17 protein-coding genes are annotated in these 18,145 nt (G+C 61.2%); all 17 read left to right on the forward strand.

Annotated features, from left to right (window positions below; genetic code table 11):
- The first annotated feature begins 183 nt into the window (after positions 1–183).
- The 17 genes from MCRY_RS23510 to MCRY_RS09040 all read left to right on the forward strand — a co-directional run bounded on the left by MCRY_RS23510 (position 184) and on the right by MCRY_RS09040 (position 18,145).
- Positions 184–2,034 (forward strand): DUF4214 domain-containing protein, encoded by a 1,851-nt coding sequence (locus tag MCRY_RS23510; protein ID WP_085629150.1) that lies wholly within the window; start codon positions 184–186, stop codon positions 2,032–2,034.
- Between the two features lie 95 nt (positions 2,035–2,129).
- The gene (locus MCRY_RS08965) at positions 2,130–3,053 is read left to right on the forward strand and encodes an NAD(P)/FAD-dependent oxidoreductase (RefSeq protein WP_085629151.1); all 924 of its coding nucleotides are present in this window, start codon (positions 2,130–2,132) and stop codon (positions 3,051–3,053) included.
- Positions 3,050–3,889, forward strand: a complete 840-nt coding sequence (locus MCRY_RS08970) for a hypothetical protein (RefSeq protein ID WP_085629152.1) — start codon at positions 3,050–3,052, stop codon at positions 3,887–3,889. Before MCRY_RS08965 ends, MCRY_RS08970 begins: the two co-directional genes overlap by 4 nt.
- Positions 3,861–4,583 (forward strand): bifunctional 2-polyprenyl-6-hydroxyphenol methylase/3-demethylubiquinol 3-O-methyltransferase UbiG, encoded by a 723-nt coding sequence (gene ubiG / locus MCRY_RS08975; RefSeq protein WP_085629153.1) that lies wholly within the window; start codon positions 3,861–3,863, stop codon positions 4,581–4,583. The genes MCRY_RS08970 and ubiG overlap by 29 nt, the downstream gene beginning before the upstream one ends.
- A 1-nt stretch (position 4,584) precedes the next feature.
- Complete coding sequence (locus MCRY_RS08980; RefSeq protein ID WP_085629154.1) at positions 4,585–4,977, forward strand: DUF4149 domain-containing protein; 393 nt, start codon at positions 4,585–4,587, stop codon at positions 4,975–4,977.
- 248 nt (positions 4,978–5,225) lie between these two features.
- Entirely contained in the window at positions 5,226–6,494 is a 1,269-nt protein-coding gene (locus MCRY_RS08985; RefSeq protein WP_085629155.1) for a DEAD/DEAH box helicase, read from the forward strand.
- 204 nt (positions 6,495–6,698) lie between these two features.
- Positions 6,699–7,160, forward strand: a complete 462-nt coding sequence (locus MCRY_RS08990; protein WP_085629196.1) for a (2Fe-2S)-binding protein — start codon at positions 6,699–6,701, stop codon at positions 7,158–7,160.
- A 2-nt stretch (positions 7,161–7,162) separates the two neighbouring features.
- Complete coding sequence (locus MCRY_RS08995; protein WP_085629156.1) at positions 7,163–9,409, forward strand: xanthine dehydrogenase family protein molybdopterin-binding subunit; 2,247 nt, start codon at positions 7,163–7,165, stop codon at positions 9,407–9,409.
- Between the two features lie 174 nt (positions 9,410–9,583).
- Positions 9,584–10,294 carry a succinate dehydrogenase/fumarate reductase iron-sulfur subunit gene (locus MCRY_RS09000; protein ID WP_275296628.1) on the forward strand — a complete coding sequence of 237 codons (711 nt, stop codon included), beginning with the start codon at positions 9,584–9,586 and terminating at the stop codon, positions 10,292–10,294.
- Complete coding sequence (locus tag MCRY_RS09005; protein WP_085629158.1) at positions 10,291–10,620, forward strand: succinate dehydrogenase; 330 nt, start codon at positions 10,291–10,293, stop codon at positions 10,618–10,620. The genes MCRY_RS09000 and MCRY_RS09005 overlap by 4 nt, the downstream gene beginning before the upstream one ends.
- The gene (locus tag MCRY_RS09010) at positions 10,617–10,955 is read left to right on the forward strand and encodes a succinate dehydrogenase/fumarate reductase transmembrane subunit (protein ID WP_085629159.1); all 339 of its coding nucleotides are present in this window, start codon (positions 10,617–10,619) and stop codon (positions 10,953–10,955) included. The genes MCRY_RS09005 and MCRY_RS09010 overlap by 4 nt, the downstream gene beginning before the upstream one ends.
- Before the next feature lies 1 nt (position 10,956).
- A complete protein-coding gene (locus MCRY_RS09015) occupies positions 10,957–12,720 on the forward strand; it encodes an L-aspartate oxidase (RefSeq protein WP_085629160.1) in 1,764 nt (587 codons plus the stop codon).
- On the forward strand, positions 12,717–13,673 hold the full coding sequence (locus MCRY_RS09020; protein WP_085629161.1) for a fumarate hydratase: 957 nt from the start codon (positions 12,717–12,719) through the stop codon (positions 13,671–13,673). The genes MCRY_RS09015 and MCRY_RS09020 overlap by 4 nt, the downstream gene beginning before the upstream one ends.
- Positions 13,670–14,818, forward strand: coding sequence for a CaiB/BaiF CoA transferase family protein (locus tag MCRY_RS09025; RefSeq protein WP_085629162.1), 1,149 nt, complete (start codon positions 13,670–13,672; stop codon positions 14,816–14,818). Before MCRY_RS09020 ends, MCRY_RS09025 begins: the two co-directional genes overlap by 4 nt.
- Positions 14,815–15,480, forward strand: a complete 666-nt coding sequence (locus MCRY_RS09030) for a fumarate hydratase C-terminal domain-containing protein (protein WP_085629163.1) — start codon at positions 14,815–14,817, stop codon at positions 15,478–15,480. The genes MCRY_RS09025 and MCRY_RS09030 overlap by 4 nt, the downstream gene beginning before the upstream one ends.
- Positions 15,477–16,583 (forward strand): sulfite oxidase, encoded by a 1,107-nt coding sequence (locus tag MCRY_RS09035; RefSeq protein ID WP_085629164.1) that lies wholly within the window; start codon positions 15,477–15,479, stop codon positions 16,581–16,583. The genes MCRY_RS09030 and MCRY_RS09035 overlap by 4 nt, the downstream gene beginning before the upstream one ends.
- Positions 16,580–18,145, forward strand: a complete 1,566-nt coding sequence (locus MCRY_RS09040; protein ID WP_244897899.1) for a thiamine pyrophosphate-binding protein — start codon at positions 16,580–16,582, stop codon at positions 18,143–18,145. The genes MCRY_RS09035 and MCRY_RS09040 overlap by 4 nt, the downstream gene beginning before the upstream one ends.

The raw sequence follows: 18,145 nt of genomic DNA on the forward strand, positions 1-18,145 counted from the left end.
TCGCCTGTCCCGCCAAACACCAGATCACTCAGTCGCCCGAATGCCCTAGAACACGCAGCAGTGCTCGTGCCGATTGACGTAGAGGTAAGGAATCCACGACTTTGCGCACCGACTCAATTGACTTGGTCCGCGAAACCGGGATGGTTCTCGGCATCGTAACTCACTGGGGACATTGCCGAGTTTATGGAAAACGAATTTGAACTAGCGCTTGCTGAAACTTTCGCATCGCTTACATCCATTGCAGGGTTTGGAGGACTGACACTTCCGACATCCGACGCAGACTTTTTACAATTGACGGTTGGTGAATTCCTTGACTTGCTAGGGTTTGCCGAAGAGGCGCTGCGCGCAAACCAGCCGCAGATCATAGCGTTGCTAAGCAACCCGATGTTCACAGCTGATCTGGATGCCGAAACCCGCGCATTCTTACAGGATTGGGCCGCTGGCGACTATAGTTTCATCACGTCCGCCCTTGACGAAGCCCGCGCAGAACTGTCCGGAGTGCCGCGCGAAACGCTTCTGATCAATGTTGAGGGTCTTGATGGCGACGGTGGTACTTTGGAAGACGATTTCCAATTGGCCTTTGCTGAGGCTGAAGCCAATCTGGCGAACCTGTTGTGGAACGATTTCAACGGTCTCTTCACGTCGCCCACCTTTACCGTTGATCCCGATACCGGGAGCTGGTTTGTCCCCGGCGCGGCGTTCTCGGGCGGGACTCTGTTGGAGCTTTGGACCCTCGTGGGTGAGGCTGCCAGCCAAGCGATGCTCTCTTATTTCAACTCACAAAACACCCTGGTGAACAGCCTCTTCAGCAACGGCATCACCGCGGTCGAATTGGCGCAGGCCGAAGCTGCAGCGCAGTCTGCGGCTGCTGATGCGTTCGAGGCATTGCAGGGCTTCGGCACCACCTTGACCACGTCAGATGACGTCGACCTGACCGCTTTCGAAGCGCTGGCACTGGCGCAGTACCAGACCATCATCGGCGCAGTGACGACCATTCTGCCGGGAGTCGCATCCGCACTGACTGATCTAATTGTCGGGTCGCGCAACTCGGCCCCGACCTTCGTTGTCAATCTTGAGGGCAATGTGGAGGGTTCGGCCGAAGGCGATTGGTTCTATCTCAACGATCTGGCCAATACCTTTGATGGCGGGTTGGGTCAGGATATCCTGTTCGGCTTTGGCGGCAATGACCGCTTCACCGGCGGTGCGGATGACGACACTTTGTTTGGTGGCGACGGGGCGGGCGACACAGCGGTCTATAGCGGCCCGCAGGCGCGCTACACTGTCCAGATCGAACGCGATGGGGTCAACGTGATTGACCGCTCGGGCGCAGAGGGCACCGATCAGTTGAGCGAGATTGAAACCCTGTCCTTCGGCGACAACAGTGCTTTCAACCTCGCAGATCAAGTAGGGATCGCATCGCTCAGCGCTGAAGAGATCGCCACCTTTGTTGAACTCTACATCGCGTACTTCAACCGCGCGCCTGACGCTGAGGGTCTTAATTTCTGGGGCTCGGCCTTTGCCAATGGGTATTCGCTCGAAACGATTGCAACGTTGTTCCTCGGCCAGAGCGAAACCCAACAAACCTATCCCGATACGCTCAGCAATCTCGATTTCGCAACGCAGGTCTACAACAACGTGCTGGGTCGGGACCCTGATCAGGGCGGCCTCGAGTTCTGGGTGAATTTGCTCGACGGTGGTGGTGTGACACGGGACCAGTTCATTCTCGAAGCTCTGCGCGGGGCAAAAGTGACCGCGCCAGAGGGATCGACACCAGAGGAGATTGCCCTGCGATTGGGAGACGTCCAATACTTGGCCGACAAAACGGATATCGGTACTTATTTCGCGGTGATCCGGGGACTTTCCGACTTGAACGAAGCTGACTCGGTGATGGATCTCTTCATCCGGGGCGACCAAAGTTCGATCAACGATGCGTTCGAAGCAACCAACACGATCTACAACGCAGCCCTTGCGGCGGATGGGGGTGACTTCCTGATCCAGCTTGTGGGCATCGTGGACGATCCTTTCGCGATCTGATCCATCCTTTCCAACCTCTGCGACAGCGCGCCCCTAGACGGGCGCGCTGTTCGTTTTAGCTCCCTCACAAAGTAACGACGACGAGGCAGAGCTAAATGAAGATCGCGATCATCGGGTCTGGAATGTCCGGTCTCGCCTGCGCGACCCGGTTGTCTAAGGCTGGCTTGGCACCAACCTTGTTCGACAAGGGCAGGGGCATCGGCGGTCGCATGGCGACGCGTCGTGCCGAGGGTGGATATCAGTTCGACCATGGCGCACAGATGATCCCTGCCAAGGACGCGACTTTCCGGTCCGTACTCAATGCGGCCAGAAGTGCGGGTCATGTTGCTGAGTGGCACACGGGCGAGAGTGAGGGGCACATGGTCGGCACGCCCGGCATGACGGCGCTCTCCAAGTACCTCGCCCACGGTCTCGACCTGCATCAGCAAACCGAGATCACATCGGTGACACAGACCGACGCCGGGTGGGAGCTGACCGCAGACAAACCGCTTGGGACCTTCGATCGTGTCGTCTGCACAGCACCGGTCCCTCAGGCGATCAAACTGGTGGGGACTGCCCTAAGCTGTGCTCTTGACCAAGTGGCCTATGTGCCAAGCCTGACGCTCATGGTCGCGCTCAACCGCTCCATTGACGCGCCCGATACACAGACCAACCCAACCGACGCTCTTGCATGGATCGCCCATGACAGCGCCAAACCGGGCCGTTCGACGCAAAATTGCTGGGTCGCGCAGGCCAGCGCCGCTTGGAGCGCAACTCATCTGGAGCTGACCAAAGACGAAATTGCGACGCTGATGCTCGACCTCTTCCTGACGCATCATGCCCTGGATGCGACCGACGTCGCTTATGCCACCGCGCACCGCTGGCGCTATGCGCTGGTCACCCAACCGCTTGGCCAACCCTTTGTCATGTCCTCCGACGAGACGCTCTATGCCGGTGGTGACTGGTGTCTTGGCCCCCATATCGAACACGCATGGCAAAGCGGCACCGCCATTGCCGAGGACATCCTGCGCGCCGCATGACTTTGAATGATCCCCGCATCAAACGGCTGATCACGCTGATCCAAGCCGCGCTGACCCCGCCTTCGGGTAAGGGGCGTATCATACTTGCCCTGACGATGGGTGCGTTCTGTCACCTGATCTTTGCCATCGCGGTGCTGTCGATGATCGTCGCCATGTTCTTTGGCATGAGCGAAAGCTTCGGTACTGTCCCGTGGCCGTGGGCGATCCTCGCCAATGCCGCACTGATCGTACAATTCCCGCTTCTGCACTCGTTCCTACTTTCGAAACGAGGCACCGGTATCGTGTCACGGCTGATCCCCGGCCCGCATGGTCCAACACTTTCAACCACTACCTACGCCATCATCGCCTCGCTGCAACTGGCCGCTCTGTTTCTGCTTTGGACACCCAGCGGCATCATCTGGTATCGCGCCGAAGGGACGGCATTTGTCCTGATCTGCGCCGCTTACGCCGCAACTTGGCTCTTGCTGCTCAAAGCCAGCTTCGACGCGGGCGCAGAGGTGCAATCCGGTGCGCTGGGCTGGATGTCGCTGTTGGGAAAAATCAAACCGGTGTTCCCGGACATGCCGACCCAAGGCCTGTTCCGCCTGATCCGCCAACCGATCTACGTGGCCTTCGCCTTGACCCTGTGGGCGGTGCCGGTGTGGACGCCCGACCAGCTGGCCCTCGCGATCAGCTACACCGCCTATTGCCTGTTTGCCCCGCGGCTCAAGGAAAAACGGTTCGAACAACGCTACGGGGTCGCATTTGATCGCTATCGGGCCAACGTGCCCTATGTCGTCCCGAAACTCACCACCAAGGAGCGGAAAGATGGCGCAAACCCAGCGCAACAACCTTGATATTTACGACGATGTGGCCGACCGCTGGTGGTCAGACGACATCCGCTGGGTCCGCACGCTCAAGAACATGGTGCCGGGTCGTCTGAGCTGGTTCGACAAGCAGTTCGACTGGCCGGGCAAAGATGTGCTTGATCTGGGCTGTGCGGGCGGCTTCATGGCCGAGGCACTGGATGATCGAGGCGCAAAGGTCACCGGGATCGACCCCGCAGCCGAAGCCGTTGCCGCAGCCCGCGCCCATGCGCAGGCCGAAGGCAAATCGATCCGCTATGACGTCGGCGTGGGCGAGGCGCTGCCCTATGCCGATGCCAGCTTTGACGCTGTGGTCTGCGTTGATGTGCTGGAACACGTCCAAAGCCTTCCCAAGGTGCTCTCGGAAACGGCGCGCGTGTTGCGTCCGGGTGGGTGTTTCCTGTTCGACACGATCAACCGCAACCCAATTGCGCGCTTGGCCACAATCACCATGGCAGAGGACGTGCTCAAGCTGCTGCCCAAGGGCACCCATGACCCAGAGATGTTCATCAAACCGTCCGAGCTGCGCATCGAACTGGAAACGGCCGGATTTGCCGTAGGCCAAATGGTCGGCCTCGGGCCACGCGGAATCAATGGCCGCGGAGATTTCACCTTCGGGCGCGTGCCTGGCACGATGATCATCTACATGGGCACGGCCCTGAAGACCGACCAGACAGGAGACTGATATGATCACCCTTGCCTTGCTCTCGACCGCGCTCCTTTTCGGCGGCATGGTTCTCTACTCCTTCGGCTTCGCGGCGTTTCTGTTTACCGCCCTCCCGGCCGAGACCGCTGGCCCGACCATCCGCCGCGCCTTTCCGCATTTCTATCTCTTCGTGATAGGTGGGGCAGGGCTGTCGGCTGTGTTCCTCGTACTGTCCGACCCGCTGGGTGCCGCGATCATGGCTGCCATTGCGCTTGCCACTATTCCCACGCGCCAAATCCTGATGCCCGCCATCAACGCGGCCACTGATGCGGGCAACAAACGCCGATTTGGGATGTTGCATGGCTTGTCGGTTGTGATCACTTTGATCCACATTGTTGCCGCAGCTTACGTGTTGCACCGCTTTATCGGTTGACTTGCTGCGCCTAAGGCCCCATGTGCACTGCATCGCCGCGCAGCCGCGTGAGCTTGCCGCGCCCGTCATCTTGGGCGCACCGGCGATACGCAATTCAGTTCCCCATCACGCAGGGTCCCTGACGCAGAACCAGACGGTTCGGGACGGTCCCGTGATGTCTTAAGGTCCTGCGACACCCTCGTTTGCCGCGATGATGCGGCACTATACCCTCCGTGTGCGCAATCGCATGCGGTCGCAAAGGATACCTTTTGTCTGATTTTGACACTCTGGGCCTCAAGCCCGTTCTTCTCGCCGCTCTCAAAGACGCAGGCCTCACCTCTCCAACCCCGATTCAGGACAAAGCGATTCCGCTGGCGATGGCGGGCAACGACGTTCTGGGCCTCGCCCAGACCGGCACCGGCAAGACAATGGCTTTCGGCATCCCGCTCGTTAGCCACCTGATGGATATGCCCGAACGCCCCGCCGCGAAAACCGCGAAATCTCTGATCCTCGCGCCGACCCGCGAACTGGTGAACCAGATCGCCGAAGCGCTGCGCACCCTGACCAAGAAAACCCACCTCAAGGTGAATGTCGTTGTCGGTGGCCAATCCATCAACAAGCAAATCCACCACCTGCTCAAAGGCACCGACATCCTTGTCGCCACACCGGGTCGCCTGATCGACCTGATGGATCGCAAGGCCGTCGATCTGCGCACCGTGAAGCATCTTGTGCTGGACGAGGCCGACCAGATGCTCGACATGGGCTTTATCCATGCGCTGCGCCGGATCGCGCCGAAACTCGGCACGCCGCGCCAGACCATGTTGTTCTCGGCCACGATGCCGAAACAGATGGAAGATCTGAGCAAAGCCTACCTCACCAACCCGCAACGCGTGCAGGTTGCCCCTCCGGGCAAAGCCGCCGACAAGGTCACCCAATCGGTGCATCACCTGTCCGGCAAAGGCGAAAAGCCCGGCAAGCTGCGCGAAATCCTGTCGCGTGACATGGATGCGCTCACACTTGTGTTCTCGCGCACCAAACACGGTGCTGAAAAGCTGATGAAGGGTCTCGTGGCTGATGGCTACAACGCCGCGTCCATCCACGGCAACAAGAGCCAGGGCCAGCGCGACCGCGCTATCAAGGCATTCCGTGACGGCGATATCAAGGTGCTGGTGGCCACCGATGTGGCAGCGCGCGGGATTGACATTCCGGGCGTGGCCTATGTCATCAACTACGATCTGCCGGACGTGCCGGACAACTATGTCCACCGCATCGGCCGCACCGCGCGTGCGGGCCGCGAAGGCGAAGCGATTGCTTTCTGCGCCCCGGATGAGGCGGATCTGCTGCGCCAGATCGAAAAGCTGATGAAGATTGACGTTCCTGTCGCCAGTGGGTCTGCGCCGAAAGATCCTGTTGCCCGCAAGCCGCAAACACGCGGTCAGGGCCGTGGTGGCAAAGGTGGCCAGGGCCGCCCTGCCGGTGCCGCGGCAAAGCCGAACGGGAATCGCCGCCGCCGCAACCGGTCAAGCAAAGCCGCCTGATCGCGGAACGCCCATAGGTTTCTTTGGGCTTCAAATACCTCAGGGGGGTGTGGGGGGACAGCGTCCCCCCACCTGTCGGAGCGGCCCCGCCGCTCCGACCCCAATTCGCAAAACTGTGCGCGATTTCCCCTAAGTCAACTCTCCCGTCTGGCGGTGATGATCCTATGTTAAGGCGAAAGCCGCCGACAGATGGAGCACGCCGCGATGCAACTCAGGATCAATGGAACCCTGCACGAGGTCGATGTCGAAGACGACATGCCACTTCTCTGGGTCTTGCGCGATGAACTCGGCCTGACCGGCACCAAGTTCGGTTGCGGCATCGCGCAATGCGGGGCCTGTACCGTACATCTCGACGGCGTGGCCGTACGGTCTTGCCAGACTTGGGCGATCGACGCAGAGGGTGCGGACATCCGCACCATAGAAGGTCTTGGCACTCCCGACGCGCTGCACGCCGTGCAAGAGGCGTGGCTGACCGAACAGGTCGCGCAATGTGGCTACTGTCAGTCCGGCCAGATCATGCAGGCGGCCTCGCTTCTGGCTGAAAATCCGCAACCGACCGATCAAGAAATCGACGACGTCATGTCCGGCAATCTCTGCCGCTGCGGCACCTATCCCCGCATCCGTGCCGCTGTGAAACGCGCCGCCAATCTGATGCAGGAGGGCTGATCATGGGACGCCTGAAAACCATCGCCCGTCGAACCTTTCTGATTGGCTCTGCTGCCGTTGTCGGCGGTGTCGCATTCGGCGTCTACACGGTACGCAAACCGCATGAGAACCCGCTGACGGCTGATGCCGGTGAGGCGGTTCTGACGCCATACGTCAAGATTGCTGCTGACGGCATCACCCTCATCACCCCCCGCGCGGATTCGGGGCAGGGGGTCTACCACGTGCAGGCCGCGCTGATTGCCGAGGAGCTGGATGTGGACCTCGAGCAAATCAAAACAGATCCCGGCCCACCCAGCCCCGCCTACTGGAACACCGCTCTGGCGTCTGAAGCGTCCGAATTCATCGTGCCCGCTGCTGGCATGATGCAGGACATGGCCGAAGGTGCGGTGAACTCTGTGATGAAGGTGATCGGCCTCCAGATCACCGGTGGATCGACCAGCGTGCCGGACCAGTTCGAAAAACTGCGTCTGGCAGGGGCGTCGGCGCGCGAGACGATCAAGGTATTGGTGGCGGCACGTGAAGGCGTGGCAGTCGCGGACCTCACAACCGCCTCCGGCAACGTGATTTTACCAGATGGTCAAAAAATCCCCTACACCGATCTCGCCGCCGATTTGGACGGAGCCGAGGTCGTGCAGGATGTTCCCCTGCGTGATCCGTCGCAATGGCGATACATCGGCAAGCCGATGCAGCGGATCGACATGCTGGCGAAAAGCACCGGTACACAGGATTACGGCATCGACGCTTCGGTCGATGGCATGGTCCACGCAACGGTCCTGATGAACCCCGCACAGGGGGGCGGCATGGCGGAGTATGACGCGTCCGAAGCGCTTGCAATGCGCGGGGTGCAGGCTGTGGTCCCGATCACGGGCGGCCTTGGCATTGTCGCCGATAACACGTGGCGTGCGTTCCGCGCCTCGCAGGCGATCAGTGTCACTTGGGAAGACCCAAGCTTCCCGCTCGACCAAGCCGACCATTGGTCCGCACTCGAAGCCGCGTTCACCCCCGACGCGCAGGACAGTCAGAAACGCAATGATGGCGATGTGGATAGCGCCCTCAGCGATGGGGAGATCCTCACCGCCGACTACCGCGCGCCGTATCTGGCCCATGCGCCGCTGGAGCCGATCAACGCCATTGTCCGCGTTGAAGATGACCGCGCCGAGGTCTGGACCGGCACACAAATCCCGCGCTTCATTCAGGCAAATGTCAGCCGTATCACCGGTATTCCCGCCGACAATGTCACCGTGCATGCCCTGATGATGGGTGGCAGCTTTGGCCACCGTCTTGAGGACGAAGTTGTCAAACAGGCGACCGAGATCGCGATGCAGATGAAGGGTTCGCCGGTCAAGCTGACCCTTTCGCGCGAAGAGGATATGATCCACGATTTCCCCCGCCAAATCGCAATGGCACGGATGCAGGGTAAGGTGGCGAACGGACAGGTTGAAGCACTGGATTTGGGTATCGCCATGCCCTCGGTCATGGCCTCGCAGCTCAGCCGCCAGAACCAGTCCGCGCCCGGACCGGACAGCCAGATCGTTGCGGGCGCGTGGGAGCAGCCCTTTGCCATCCCGCACCAGCGCGTCACTGGCTACCGCGCGCAGCAACTAGCCCCGATCAGTTCATGGCGGTCGGTTGGCGCATCCACCAACGGTTTCTTCTATAACGCCGCTTTAGATGAATTGATCGAAGCGGCGGGGGCTGATCCTCTCGAAGAACGTCTGCGCCTGTGCAGCGACCCGCTCGCCCGGCAGACATTGGAGGCGGTGGCCGAGATGTCGGGCTGGTCCGGTGTCGGTGGCATCACAGTCGGATCCAATACGGGGCGCGGCGTGGCGCTGACCAAATCCTTTGGCGTGCAGTGCGCACAGGTGATCGAGGTCACAGACACAGGCAGCGGCATCCGTATCGACAATGTCTGGGTCGCTGCAGAGGTGGGTCGCGTGGTCGATCCGGTGAATTTCGAGAACCTCGTGCAGGGCGGCGTGATCTATGCGCTGGGTCACGCCATGAATTCCGAGATTACCTATGCGGATGGCGTGGCCGAACAATCGAATTTCGACCTGAACCCCGGCATGCGGTTGTATCAGTGTCCCAATATCTTTGTGCGTGGGTTGGAAAACGGCGACCACGTTTTGGGGATCGGGGAACCACCTGTGCCCCCTGCCGCGCCTGCTTTGGCGGGGGCGATCTGGGCGGCGACAGGCACGCGACTGCGCGAGATGCCGTTCAGCAAGAGTGTTGATTTCGTCTGAGGTAAGGTAAATTTTTACTCGTTGGTAAAAGATCGGCTGTCCCGCAAAGAGAAAGCATTGCTTACAGATACGATTAAATTATTTGCCTTTTCGTTACCGTAGCTGACCGTTATTCTGTTCCCCAATCATTGGGAACAAGAAGAGGCGGGCTCTCAGGTGCCAGAGCGAGACCACTTGACTGTGACGGTGCAACGCGGTGGTCCGGATGCGCCAATGCGGCCCCAGACCTTTGAGGTTCCGGCCTATGACAACCAGACGGTTCTGGATGTGGTGTCATGGATTCAACAGAATGCAGACCCGACCCTGACCTACCGCTTTGCCTGTCGTGTGGGCATGTGCGGCAGCTGCGCAATGATGGTCAACGGTGTGCCGCGCTGGACCTGCCGCACCCATGTGAGCAAGGTTCTCGACGGCAACGCAATCGAAGTCGGACCTCTGCGCAACTTGCCGGTGATCAAGGATCTGGCTGCCGACATGGACCCGTTTTTTGACAAATGGGTGTCTGCCGAAGGAATGCACCACCCAACCCGCACACGGGACGACGCGATTGAAGCGATTGATCCGGTGACAATGGAGCGGCAGGAGGCGAACGCCGGGATCGAATGTATCAACTGTTCGGTCTGCTATTCCGCTTGTGACACGGTGGCGGGCAATCCCGATTACCTTGGCCCTGCCGCGCTGCAACGGGCGTGGACTTTGTACAACGACGCCAAAGACGCAAACAAAGACGCGATCCTTGATGCCGTGTCGGGCACGGGTGGCTGTCATTCCTGCCATTCGATGGGGTCCTGCACGACCTATTGCCCGAACGAGCTGGACCCGCTGTCGGCGATTCTTGGGCTTAAGCGGGCCACGACAAAGCGGTTTTTCGGGGGGCGCAAATGAGCGAGTTTCACCTCTACATGGCGCAAAGGCTGTCAGCATTGGTCATGGCACCGTTCGTGATCGTTCATATCGGCGTCATGATCTACGCGATCCAAGGCGGGCTGTCGGCGGCGGAAATCCTTGGTCGCACGCAAGGGTCGGTCTTTTGGTTCGCGTTCTACGGCATGTTCGTGGTCGCCGTGTCGATCCATGCGGCCATCGGGCTGCGTACCATTCTTGGCGAATGGGCTGGTCTGCGCGGCGGGATGCGCGATTGGTTGTCGGCTGTTATCGGGCTGGGGCTCTTCGCGCTGGGCTCACAAGCGGTCTGGGCGGTGACGGCATGAAGGTCGCACGCGCCCATCCGCTTTGGCTGGCCTACCTGCTGCACAGGCTGTCGGGTCTGGGGCTTGCCCTGTTCCTGCCTTTGCATTTCTGGGTGCTGTCCTATGCGCTCAACGACGCGGCCAAGCTTGATGCGTTCCTGACGCTGACCGAGATGCCGCTGGTCAAAATGGCAGAGTTCGGTCTGGTGTTCCTTTTGGCGGTGCACCTTTTTGGCGGGCTGCGGCTCTTGGCGCTGGAATGGCTGCCATGGTCTGCGCCGCAAAAGACATGGGCGGCGGCGGCGGTGGCCGGGTCGTTCCTTGTCTCTACAACCTTCCTTTTGCAGGCGATTTGATATGTTCAGCACACGTGACATCGACCGGCACGACACCGACATCCTGATCCTAGGCACAGGTGGCGCGGGGATGTTTGCCGCGCTGCACGCCATGCAAACCGCGCCCGAAGGCACCAAGGTGACCATCGCGGTCAAAGGTCTGATCGGCAAATGCGGCTGCACGCGGATGGTGCAGGGCGGCTACAACGTGGCGCTGGGCGGCGGCGACAGCGTTGAGCGGCACTTTATGGACACGATCGAGGGCGGCAAATGGCTGCCCAATCAGGACATGGCGTGGCGGTTGTGCGAACAGGCGGTGGTGCGCATCCGCGAGTTGGAGAACGAGATCGGGTGCTTCTTTGACCGCAACTCCGATGGATCACTGCACCAGAAGGCCTTTGCTGGACAGACGGCGGACCGCACTGTGCACAAGGGCGACCTGACAGGGATCGAAATCATCAACCGCCTGATGGAGCAGGTGCTCTCGCGCCCGGTGGAGAAGTTGCAGGAACACCGCGCCATCGGTCTGATCCCCACCAAGGATGGATCGGCGTTGGCGGGTGTCCTGATGATCGACATGCGTACGGGCAAGTTCCGCTTCGTTCGCGCCAAGACAGTTCTCATGGCGACGGGTGGCGGCCCGACCATGTACAAGTACCACACACCGTCCGGTGACAAGACGATGGACGGGCTGGCCATGGCGATGCGCGTCGGCCTGCCGCTGCGCGATATGGAGATGGTACAGTTCCATCCGACAGGGTTGCTTGCGGGCGATCACACGCGGATGACAGGGACGGTGCTTGAGGAAGGTTTGCGCGGGGCCGGGGGCCAGTTGGTGAACCACGCGGGCCAACGGTTCATGTTCGACTATGACGGCAAAGGCGAACGCGCGACGCGGGATGTGGTGAGCCGGGGCATCTATTCCGAGATGCGCAAGAACAACAATCCTGAGCAGGAGGGTGTGTTCATCTCGATGTCCCATCTTGGGCCGGATTTCGTGCGCGAGAAGTTCAAGGGCATGGTGAAACGCTGTGCCGACAGTGGGTTCGATCTGGCTGCGGGCAAGGTCGAGGTGGTGCCGACAGCGCACTACTTCATGGGTGGCGTTGTGGTCGATGTGGACACGCGCACGGCGATGGAGGGCTTGTATGTCGCCGGAGAGGACGCAGGCGGCGCGCATGGGTCGAACCGTCTGGGTGGAAACGGTGTAGCGAACTCGACCGTTTATGGCGGCATCGCCGGTGACGTGATGGGGGCCGATATTCGCAGCATGGGCGCGTTGCGTGAGCCGGATGAGGCAGTGATGGCAGCGGAATTGGCCCGCGCCAGTCATCCTTTGACGCGTGATCCCGCATTGGTGCTGCCCCTGCGCAAACAGTTGCAAGAGGCGATGTGGGACGAGGTGGGTGTCATGCGCACCGAGGCCGGGCTGAAGCGTGGCTTGGGCCGCATTGCCGAAATCTCGGACGCGCTGGGCGATGTGGGGGTTGCCGCCGACAATCTGGCGTTCAACCTGACATGGCACGACTGGCTGAACCTGCGGTCGCTCTGCGATATTTCCGAGGTCATCACCAAGGCGGCACTGGCGCGCCAGAACTCGCGCGGGGCGCACTACCGCGAGGATTTCCCTGATCCGGGTGCCATGGAGGACAGCTACTTCACCGTCGCGCGGCAGGTAGATGGCGCGGTCGAGGTGGGACGCGAGGATGTGCAGTTCACCATCGTGCGCCCCGGAGAAACCGTGCTTCCCGAGGGGGAGCCAGAGACATTGGTGGCAGCGCAATGATCCCGATAGATCTGATCCAGAAAACCGCCGAAACCTTGATGGACAAGGCGGCCATTGAGATCCCTGAAGACTACCTGACGGGTCTGCAAGAGGCTGCGCGGACCGAAGACGGCGACCTGTCGTCCTTTGTTCTCAAGGCGATGCTCGACAATTACGAGGCGGCCAAAGAAGACCGCCGCGCGATGTGTGGTGACACCGGCGTGCCGCGCTGGTTCGTCAAGCTGGGCAACGACGCCAAGGTAGAAGGCGGCATGTGCGCGCTGGAAACCGCGCTGCGGCGAGCCACGGCCAGTGCCACCAATGGCGTGCCGCTGCGGCCGAACCGGGTGCATCCTTTGTGGCGGACCGACCACAACAACAATGTCGGCATTGGTGCGCCCGAGATCGAATACGGTTTCGAGCCCGAGGGCGACTGGATCGACCTGATCACCGTGCACAAGGGCGGGCTGTTTGGCACCGATTACCGGATGCTGTTCCCGAGCGACGGCATTCAGGGGATCAAGCGCTTCTACCTCGACAGCCTCATGGCGTTCGGCAAGCGCGGTCTGGCCTGTCAGCCTGCGATCATCGGGATCGGACTGGGCGGCAGCAAGGACATCTGCATGACCTTGGGCAAGCGCGCGTCGGTCCTGCGCACCGTGGGCAGCCGGAATTCCGACCCGCGCATTGCTGCGATGGAGGACGAGTTCAAGGAGCTGGGTAACTCCATCGGCATGGGCGCGATGGGCTTTGTCGGCAAGAACATGGTCATCGACTGCAACATCGAGGTGGGGTACTGCCATACCGGTGGGATGCCTATGTCAGTGCACGCGTTCTGCCTGTCCTCGCGACGTGCGGTGGCGCGGATTTATCCCGACGGACGGGTGGAACACCGCACCGACCCGGATTGGTTCACCCCCTACCAAAGACGCGAGACCGTCGAGTGGGAACCGTTGCAAGAGGCTGCGGAATGAGCAGTGATGGTCCGCTGACAGGTGTGCGAATTGTTGATCTGACCCATGTTCTGGCGGGGCCATATGCGACCGGTCAACTGGCCCTGATGGGGGCTGAAGTGATCCGGGTGGAACGCCCGAACAGCGACGACTTCGTGCGCCGTCATGGCGGCACCCAAGCGATGAAGGACGCGGGGTTGGGTGCGTCCTTCCTCAGCCAGAACAGTGGCAAGCGATCCATTGTTCTGGACCTCAAAGACCCCGACCAACGCGCGCAACTTCTGGAACTGGCAAAGACTGCCAATGTGATGGTCGAAAATTTCCGCCCCGGAATCGTCGAAAAGCTGGGCGTCGGGTTCGACGATATCCGGGGTGTTCGGCCCGATATCATTTATGCCAGCCTCAATGGGTATGGTGCTGATGGGCCGTTGTCCGACCGTCCGGCCTATGATCACATCTTGCAAGGGATCAGCGGCTTGATGGCGATGACCGGAGAACCGGGCAGTGGTCCGATGCGCGTTGGGTTGCCTATTGTGGATTACGTGGCAGGGCAAGCGCTGGTGGCGGCGCTGCTTGCCGCGCTCTTGCAAAAGGCGCGCAAACCGGGCGAGGCGCAACGCCTGTCCGTGTCGATGCTGGACGCAATGACCACCTTCATGGGCGCCTACGCGATCCATCATGAGACCACTGGGCAGTTGCGAGGGCTCGAAGGCAACCGCGCCTTTGCAGATACGCCGTTTTCAGGCCGTTTCGACACCGCCGAGGGCTCACTTGTCATCACCGCCAATACGCCGGCGCAGGCCACGCGACTTTGCGTGGCTATCGGTCGGCCCGAATTGGCAGACCACACGGACAGCATCCGGATCGCCGACACGCTGACACAGGTCTTTCTCACCGACGACGCGCAGACTTGGGAGGACAGGCTGTCCGCCGCCAATGTGCCCGCCGCCAAAGTGCGCACATTGGCCGAGGCGCTGGACCATCCGCAGATGAAGACCAGCCGTGCATGGTTGCCTTTGGAAGTGCCGCAGCTAGGCATGACCGTCCGCGCGCCAGCGTTGCCCTTCAGTGCGCCTTGGGGGCCGGATCGCCTTGATCCTGTGCCGACGCTTGGTCAACACACTGCTGATATTGTTGCCAATTCGCCAGAAAAGGTCACACCATGAAACCGCGTGAGATACGTTTGTCGACCACTCCCACATCCGAGGCCATTGCAGAGCTGCGGCTGGGCGATATCGTCTACCTTGACGGCCTGATGTATACGGCGCGCGAAGGCGTCTATATGCGGGCGCTGGAAGAACAGGCGAACATTCCCATGGAGTTGCCGTCTGAAAGTGCCGCCAACTTTCATTGCTCCCCAGCGGCGCGGATCAATGCGGATGGGTCGTTCGATATGGGCGCCGTGACCGCCACGGCCTCGTTCCGTTTTGCCAAATGGCTGCCGGAATGGATGGAGAAAACCGGTGCCAAGCTGATCATCGGCAAGGGGGGCATGACCTCCAAGGACTACAAATCCTACTTCGTGCCCAATGGCGCGGTGTACCTGTCAACTGTTGGTTATGGCACGGGTGCCTTATTAGGGCGTGGGGTCGAAAACGTCGAAGCGGTGCATTGGAACGAGGAACTGGGCCTTGCGCAGGCGATGTGGGTCATCCGTTGCCGCAAGATGGGGCCGTTTATCGTGGCCTCGGATATGAATGGCGATTGCCTGTTCGAACGAGAGAATGCCAAGATCGCGCAGAACATCGCGCGGGTGTATGAAGGCACGAAACCCGCCGTGCTCAAGCGCTATGGCGAAAGCGATGACCGGTCGGACGAGGTGATATGATCCACAACCCATTTGCGCCGGGGGCCAAGCGCCCGGAGGTGACCGAAGGCGTGTTCTCGCCCGAGGAAGTCGCGCTGGCGAACCGCAATTCGGGCGCTTTGCTGGAAACTCTGGGTTTGGAGATCACCCCCACGGGGACGCATTACCTGCTCAACCATTTCGATGTGCCGGTGTTGTCAGAGGCTGACCACGTGCTGTCATTCGCGGGCGCGTTCGATGCGCCTTATTCCCTGACGATGGACGACATCCGCGCGCTGCCGCAGGTCACGCGGCCTGTGACGCTGGAATGTGCAGGCAACGGGCGCGCCGGGGTTAGCCCGCGCTGTTTCTCGATGCCGTGGATGTACGAGGCGGTGGGCACCTCGGAATGGACGGGAACGCCGCTTGCGCCGCTTTTGGAGCGGGCCAAACCGCAGAGTGGGGTGCAGGATTTCGCGTTTGTTGGTGCGGACTATGGGTTCGATAAAGGCCAGCCGCATTGCTTTGGCCGCAGCTTGACACCGGATCAGATTGCCGAATTGGACGTGATGCTGGTCTGGGGCATGAACGGACACCCGCTTTTGCCGCAACACGGCGCGCCTTTGCGGATCATCGTGCCGGGGTGGTACGGGATGGCGTCGGTCAAATGGCTGACCGGGATCGAGGCACTGACAGAGCGCTATCAGGGGTTCCAGCAGGTGCAGACCTATCGGTTGCGCAAGGACGACAGCGATCCCGGCACGCCAATCACCACGATCCGTGTCAAATCGCTGATGAAACCGCCGGGTGTACCTGATTGGGTCACACGCCAGCGCTGGTTGCAGGCAGGACGTGTGACGTTGGAAGGGCGCGCATGGTCAGGGGGCGGGGTGCCGATCACAAAGGTCGAGGTGCTGTTGGGCGATACATGGCACGAGGCCGAGTTGACGGGTCGTCCTGACACTTACGCCTGGACGGGGTGGCGCATCGACTGGAATGCATCACCCGGTATCTACGATCTGGCCTGCCGCGCGACCGACGCAAACGGGAACACTCAACCACTGGAGGCGCCGTTCGACATGGCAGGTTTTGCCAACAATTCCGTCCACCGCGTGCGTGTGCATGTGGCCGAGGCCAACACGTGACGCGCGGCGCAGATGTGGTGATGCAAACCCTTGCGGCGCATGGGGTCAAAGACATTTTCGCGCTGTCGGGCAACCAGATCATGCCGCTCTTCGATGCGAGCCTTGATGCGGGCATTCGGCTCTTTCACACCCGGCACGAGGCGGCGACTGTCTATATGGCCGAAGGCTATGCGCAGCTGTCGCGCGGATTGGGCGTTGCGCTGGTGACCGCTGGGGCGGGGCTGGGCAATGCGTTGGGGCCGCTTCTGACGGCGCGGGCGTCGGACACGCCGGTGCTTTTGCTGAGTGGTGACAGCCCGGTGGGCAAGGACGGGCAGGGCGCGTTTCAGGAGATGGATCAGGTTGCGCTGACCCAGTCGCTGACCAAATGGTCGGTGCGGGTGACGCGTGCCGCTGACCTGGCCGAGGTGATCGACAAAGCGGTGCGCTTGGCGATGCAGGGCCGGCCGGGCCCGGTTCATGTGTCTTTGCCCGCCGATGTGGTGCTGGCTGCGGCTGAGACCGCGACAACGATCTCAATCTCGCCGCCTGAGCCGACGAATGTCGCAGAACTGCGCGATTGGCTGGACGCGGCGCAGCGACCGATGGTGGTCTTTGGCCCGTCCCTGAATGCAACCCGGCAACCGGGATTGGCGGGCAAGCTGGAATTGGCCACTGGAGCACCGGTGGTGATGATGGAAAGCCCGCGCGGCTTGAACGATCCGTCGTTGGGTGCGGTGGCGCAGGTGTTTGCCGAGGCGGACCGCGTGCTCTTGTTGGGCAAGCCCTTGGATTTCACCCTGCAATTCGGGGCCGCGGCGCCCAAGGCGGGCTGGGCTGTGGTTCATGCCGATCCAGAGGAGCTGTCCCGTGCGCGGCGCAATTGCGCGGAACGTCTGACACGCAGCGTTAAGGCTGATCCGGTCGACGTGGCGCGGGGGCTGGCCTTTGGGTCCGGCGCAGATCGCGACGGCGATTGGTTGGACAAGGTGCACGAAGCCCGCACGCGGCGAAGCGAAGCTAGGGCAGAGGATGCGTTGACATCCAACGCTTTATGCACCGCCGTTCACTCGGTGCTGCAAGACGCGCCGAACCCGGTTCTGGTTTGTGACGGCGGCGAATTCGGCCAATGGGCGCAGGCCAGTGTGTCGGCGCCGCGTCGCATCATCAACGGTGTGTCCGGTGCCATTGGTGGCGGGATTTGCTATGCGATGGCGGCCCGCGCGGCAGACCCCGAGGCGACGGTGGTCGCGCTCATGGGGGATGGAACGGCGGGGTTCCATCTGCCCGAGTTCGAAACAGCAGTGCGGGAAGACCTGCCTTTCGTGGCGGTGATCGGCAATGATCTGCGCTGGAACGCCGAACACCAGATCCAGGTCCGCGAATTTGGAGAGGACAGGGTGCATGGCTGTGATCTTAGCGGTGCGCGCTATGATGAGGTGGTGACGGCGCTGGGTGGGTTTGGAGCCTATGTGACCGACCTTGCCAAGGTGCCTGCTGTGCTGCGCCAAGCCATCGCGTCGGGCAAGCCGGCCTGTGTCAATGTGATCATCGACGGCACGCCGGCTCCGGTTGTGACCTGA

It is taken from the genome of Marivita cryptomonadis (genome assembly GCF_002115725.1).
Taxonomy (GTDB): domain Bacteria; phylum Pseudomonadota; class Alphaproteobacteria; order Rhodobacterales; family Rhodobacteraceae; genus Marivita; species Marivita cryptomonadis.

Coding starts and splice junctions, on each gene's coding strand:
- MCRY_RS09005 (WP_085629158.1), top strand. CDS start 10,291: ATGAGCGAGTTTCACCTCTACATGGCGCAAAGGCTGTCAGCATTGGTC.
- MCRY_RS09020 (WP_085629161.1), top strand. CDS start 12,717: ATGATCCCGATAGATCTGATCCAGAAAACCGCCGAAACCTTGATGGAC.
- MCRY_RS08995 (WP_085629156.1), top strand. CDS start 7,163: ATGGGACGCCTGAAAACCATCGCCCGTCGAACCTTTCTGATTGGCTCT.
- MCRY_RS23510 (WP_085629150.1), top strand. CDS start 184: ATGGAAAACGAATTTGAACTAGCGCTTGCTGAAACTTTCGCATCGCTT.
- MCRY_RS08965 (WP_085629151.1), top strand. CDS start 2,130: ATGAAGATCGCGATCATCGGGTCTGGAATGTCCGGTCTCGCCTGCGCG.
- MCRY_RS09025 (WP_085629162.1), top strand. CDS start 13,670: ATGAGCAGTGATGGTCCGCTGACAGGTGTGCGAATTGTTGATCTGACC.
- MCRY_RS09035 (WP_085629164.1), top strand. CDS start 15,477: ATGATCCACAACCCATTTGCGCCGGGGGCCAAGCGCCCGGAGGTGACC.
- MCRY_RS09010 (WP_085629159.1), top strand. CDS start 10,617: ATGAAGGTCGCACGCGCCCATCCGCTTTGGCTGGCCTACCTGCTGCAC.
- MCRY_RS09030 (WP_085629163.1), top strand. CDS start 14,815: ATGAAACCGCGTGAGATACGTTTGTCGACCACTCCCACATCCGAGGCC.
- MCRY_RS09015 (WP_085629160.1), top strand. CDS start 10,957: ATGTTCAGCACACGTGACATCGACCGGCACGACACCGACATCCTGATC.
- MCRY_RS08970 (WP_085629152.1), top strand. CDS start 3,050: ATGACTTTGAATGATCCCCGCATCAAACGGCTGATCACGCTGATCCAA.
- MCRY_RS08980 (WP_085629154.1), top strand. CDS start 4,585: ATGATCACCCTTGCCTTGCTCTCGACCGCGCTCCTTTTCGGCGGCATG.
- ubiG (WP_085629153.1), top strand. CDS start 3,861: ATGGCGCAAACCCAGCGCAACAACCTTGATATTTACGACGATGTGGCC.
- MCRY_RS08990 (WP_085629196.1), top strand. CDS start 6,699: ATGCAACTCAGGATCAATGGAACCCTGCACGAGGTCGATGTCGAAGAC.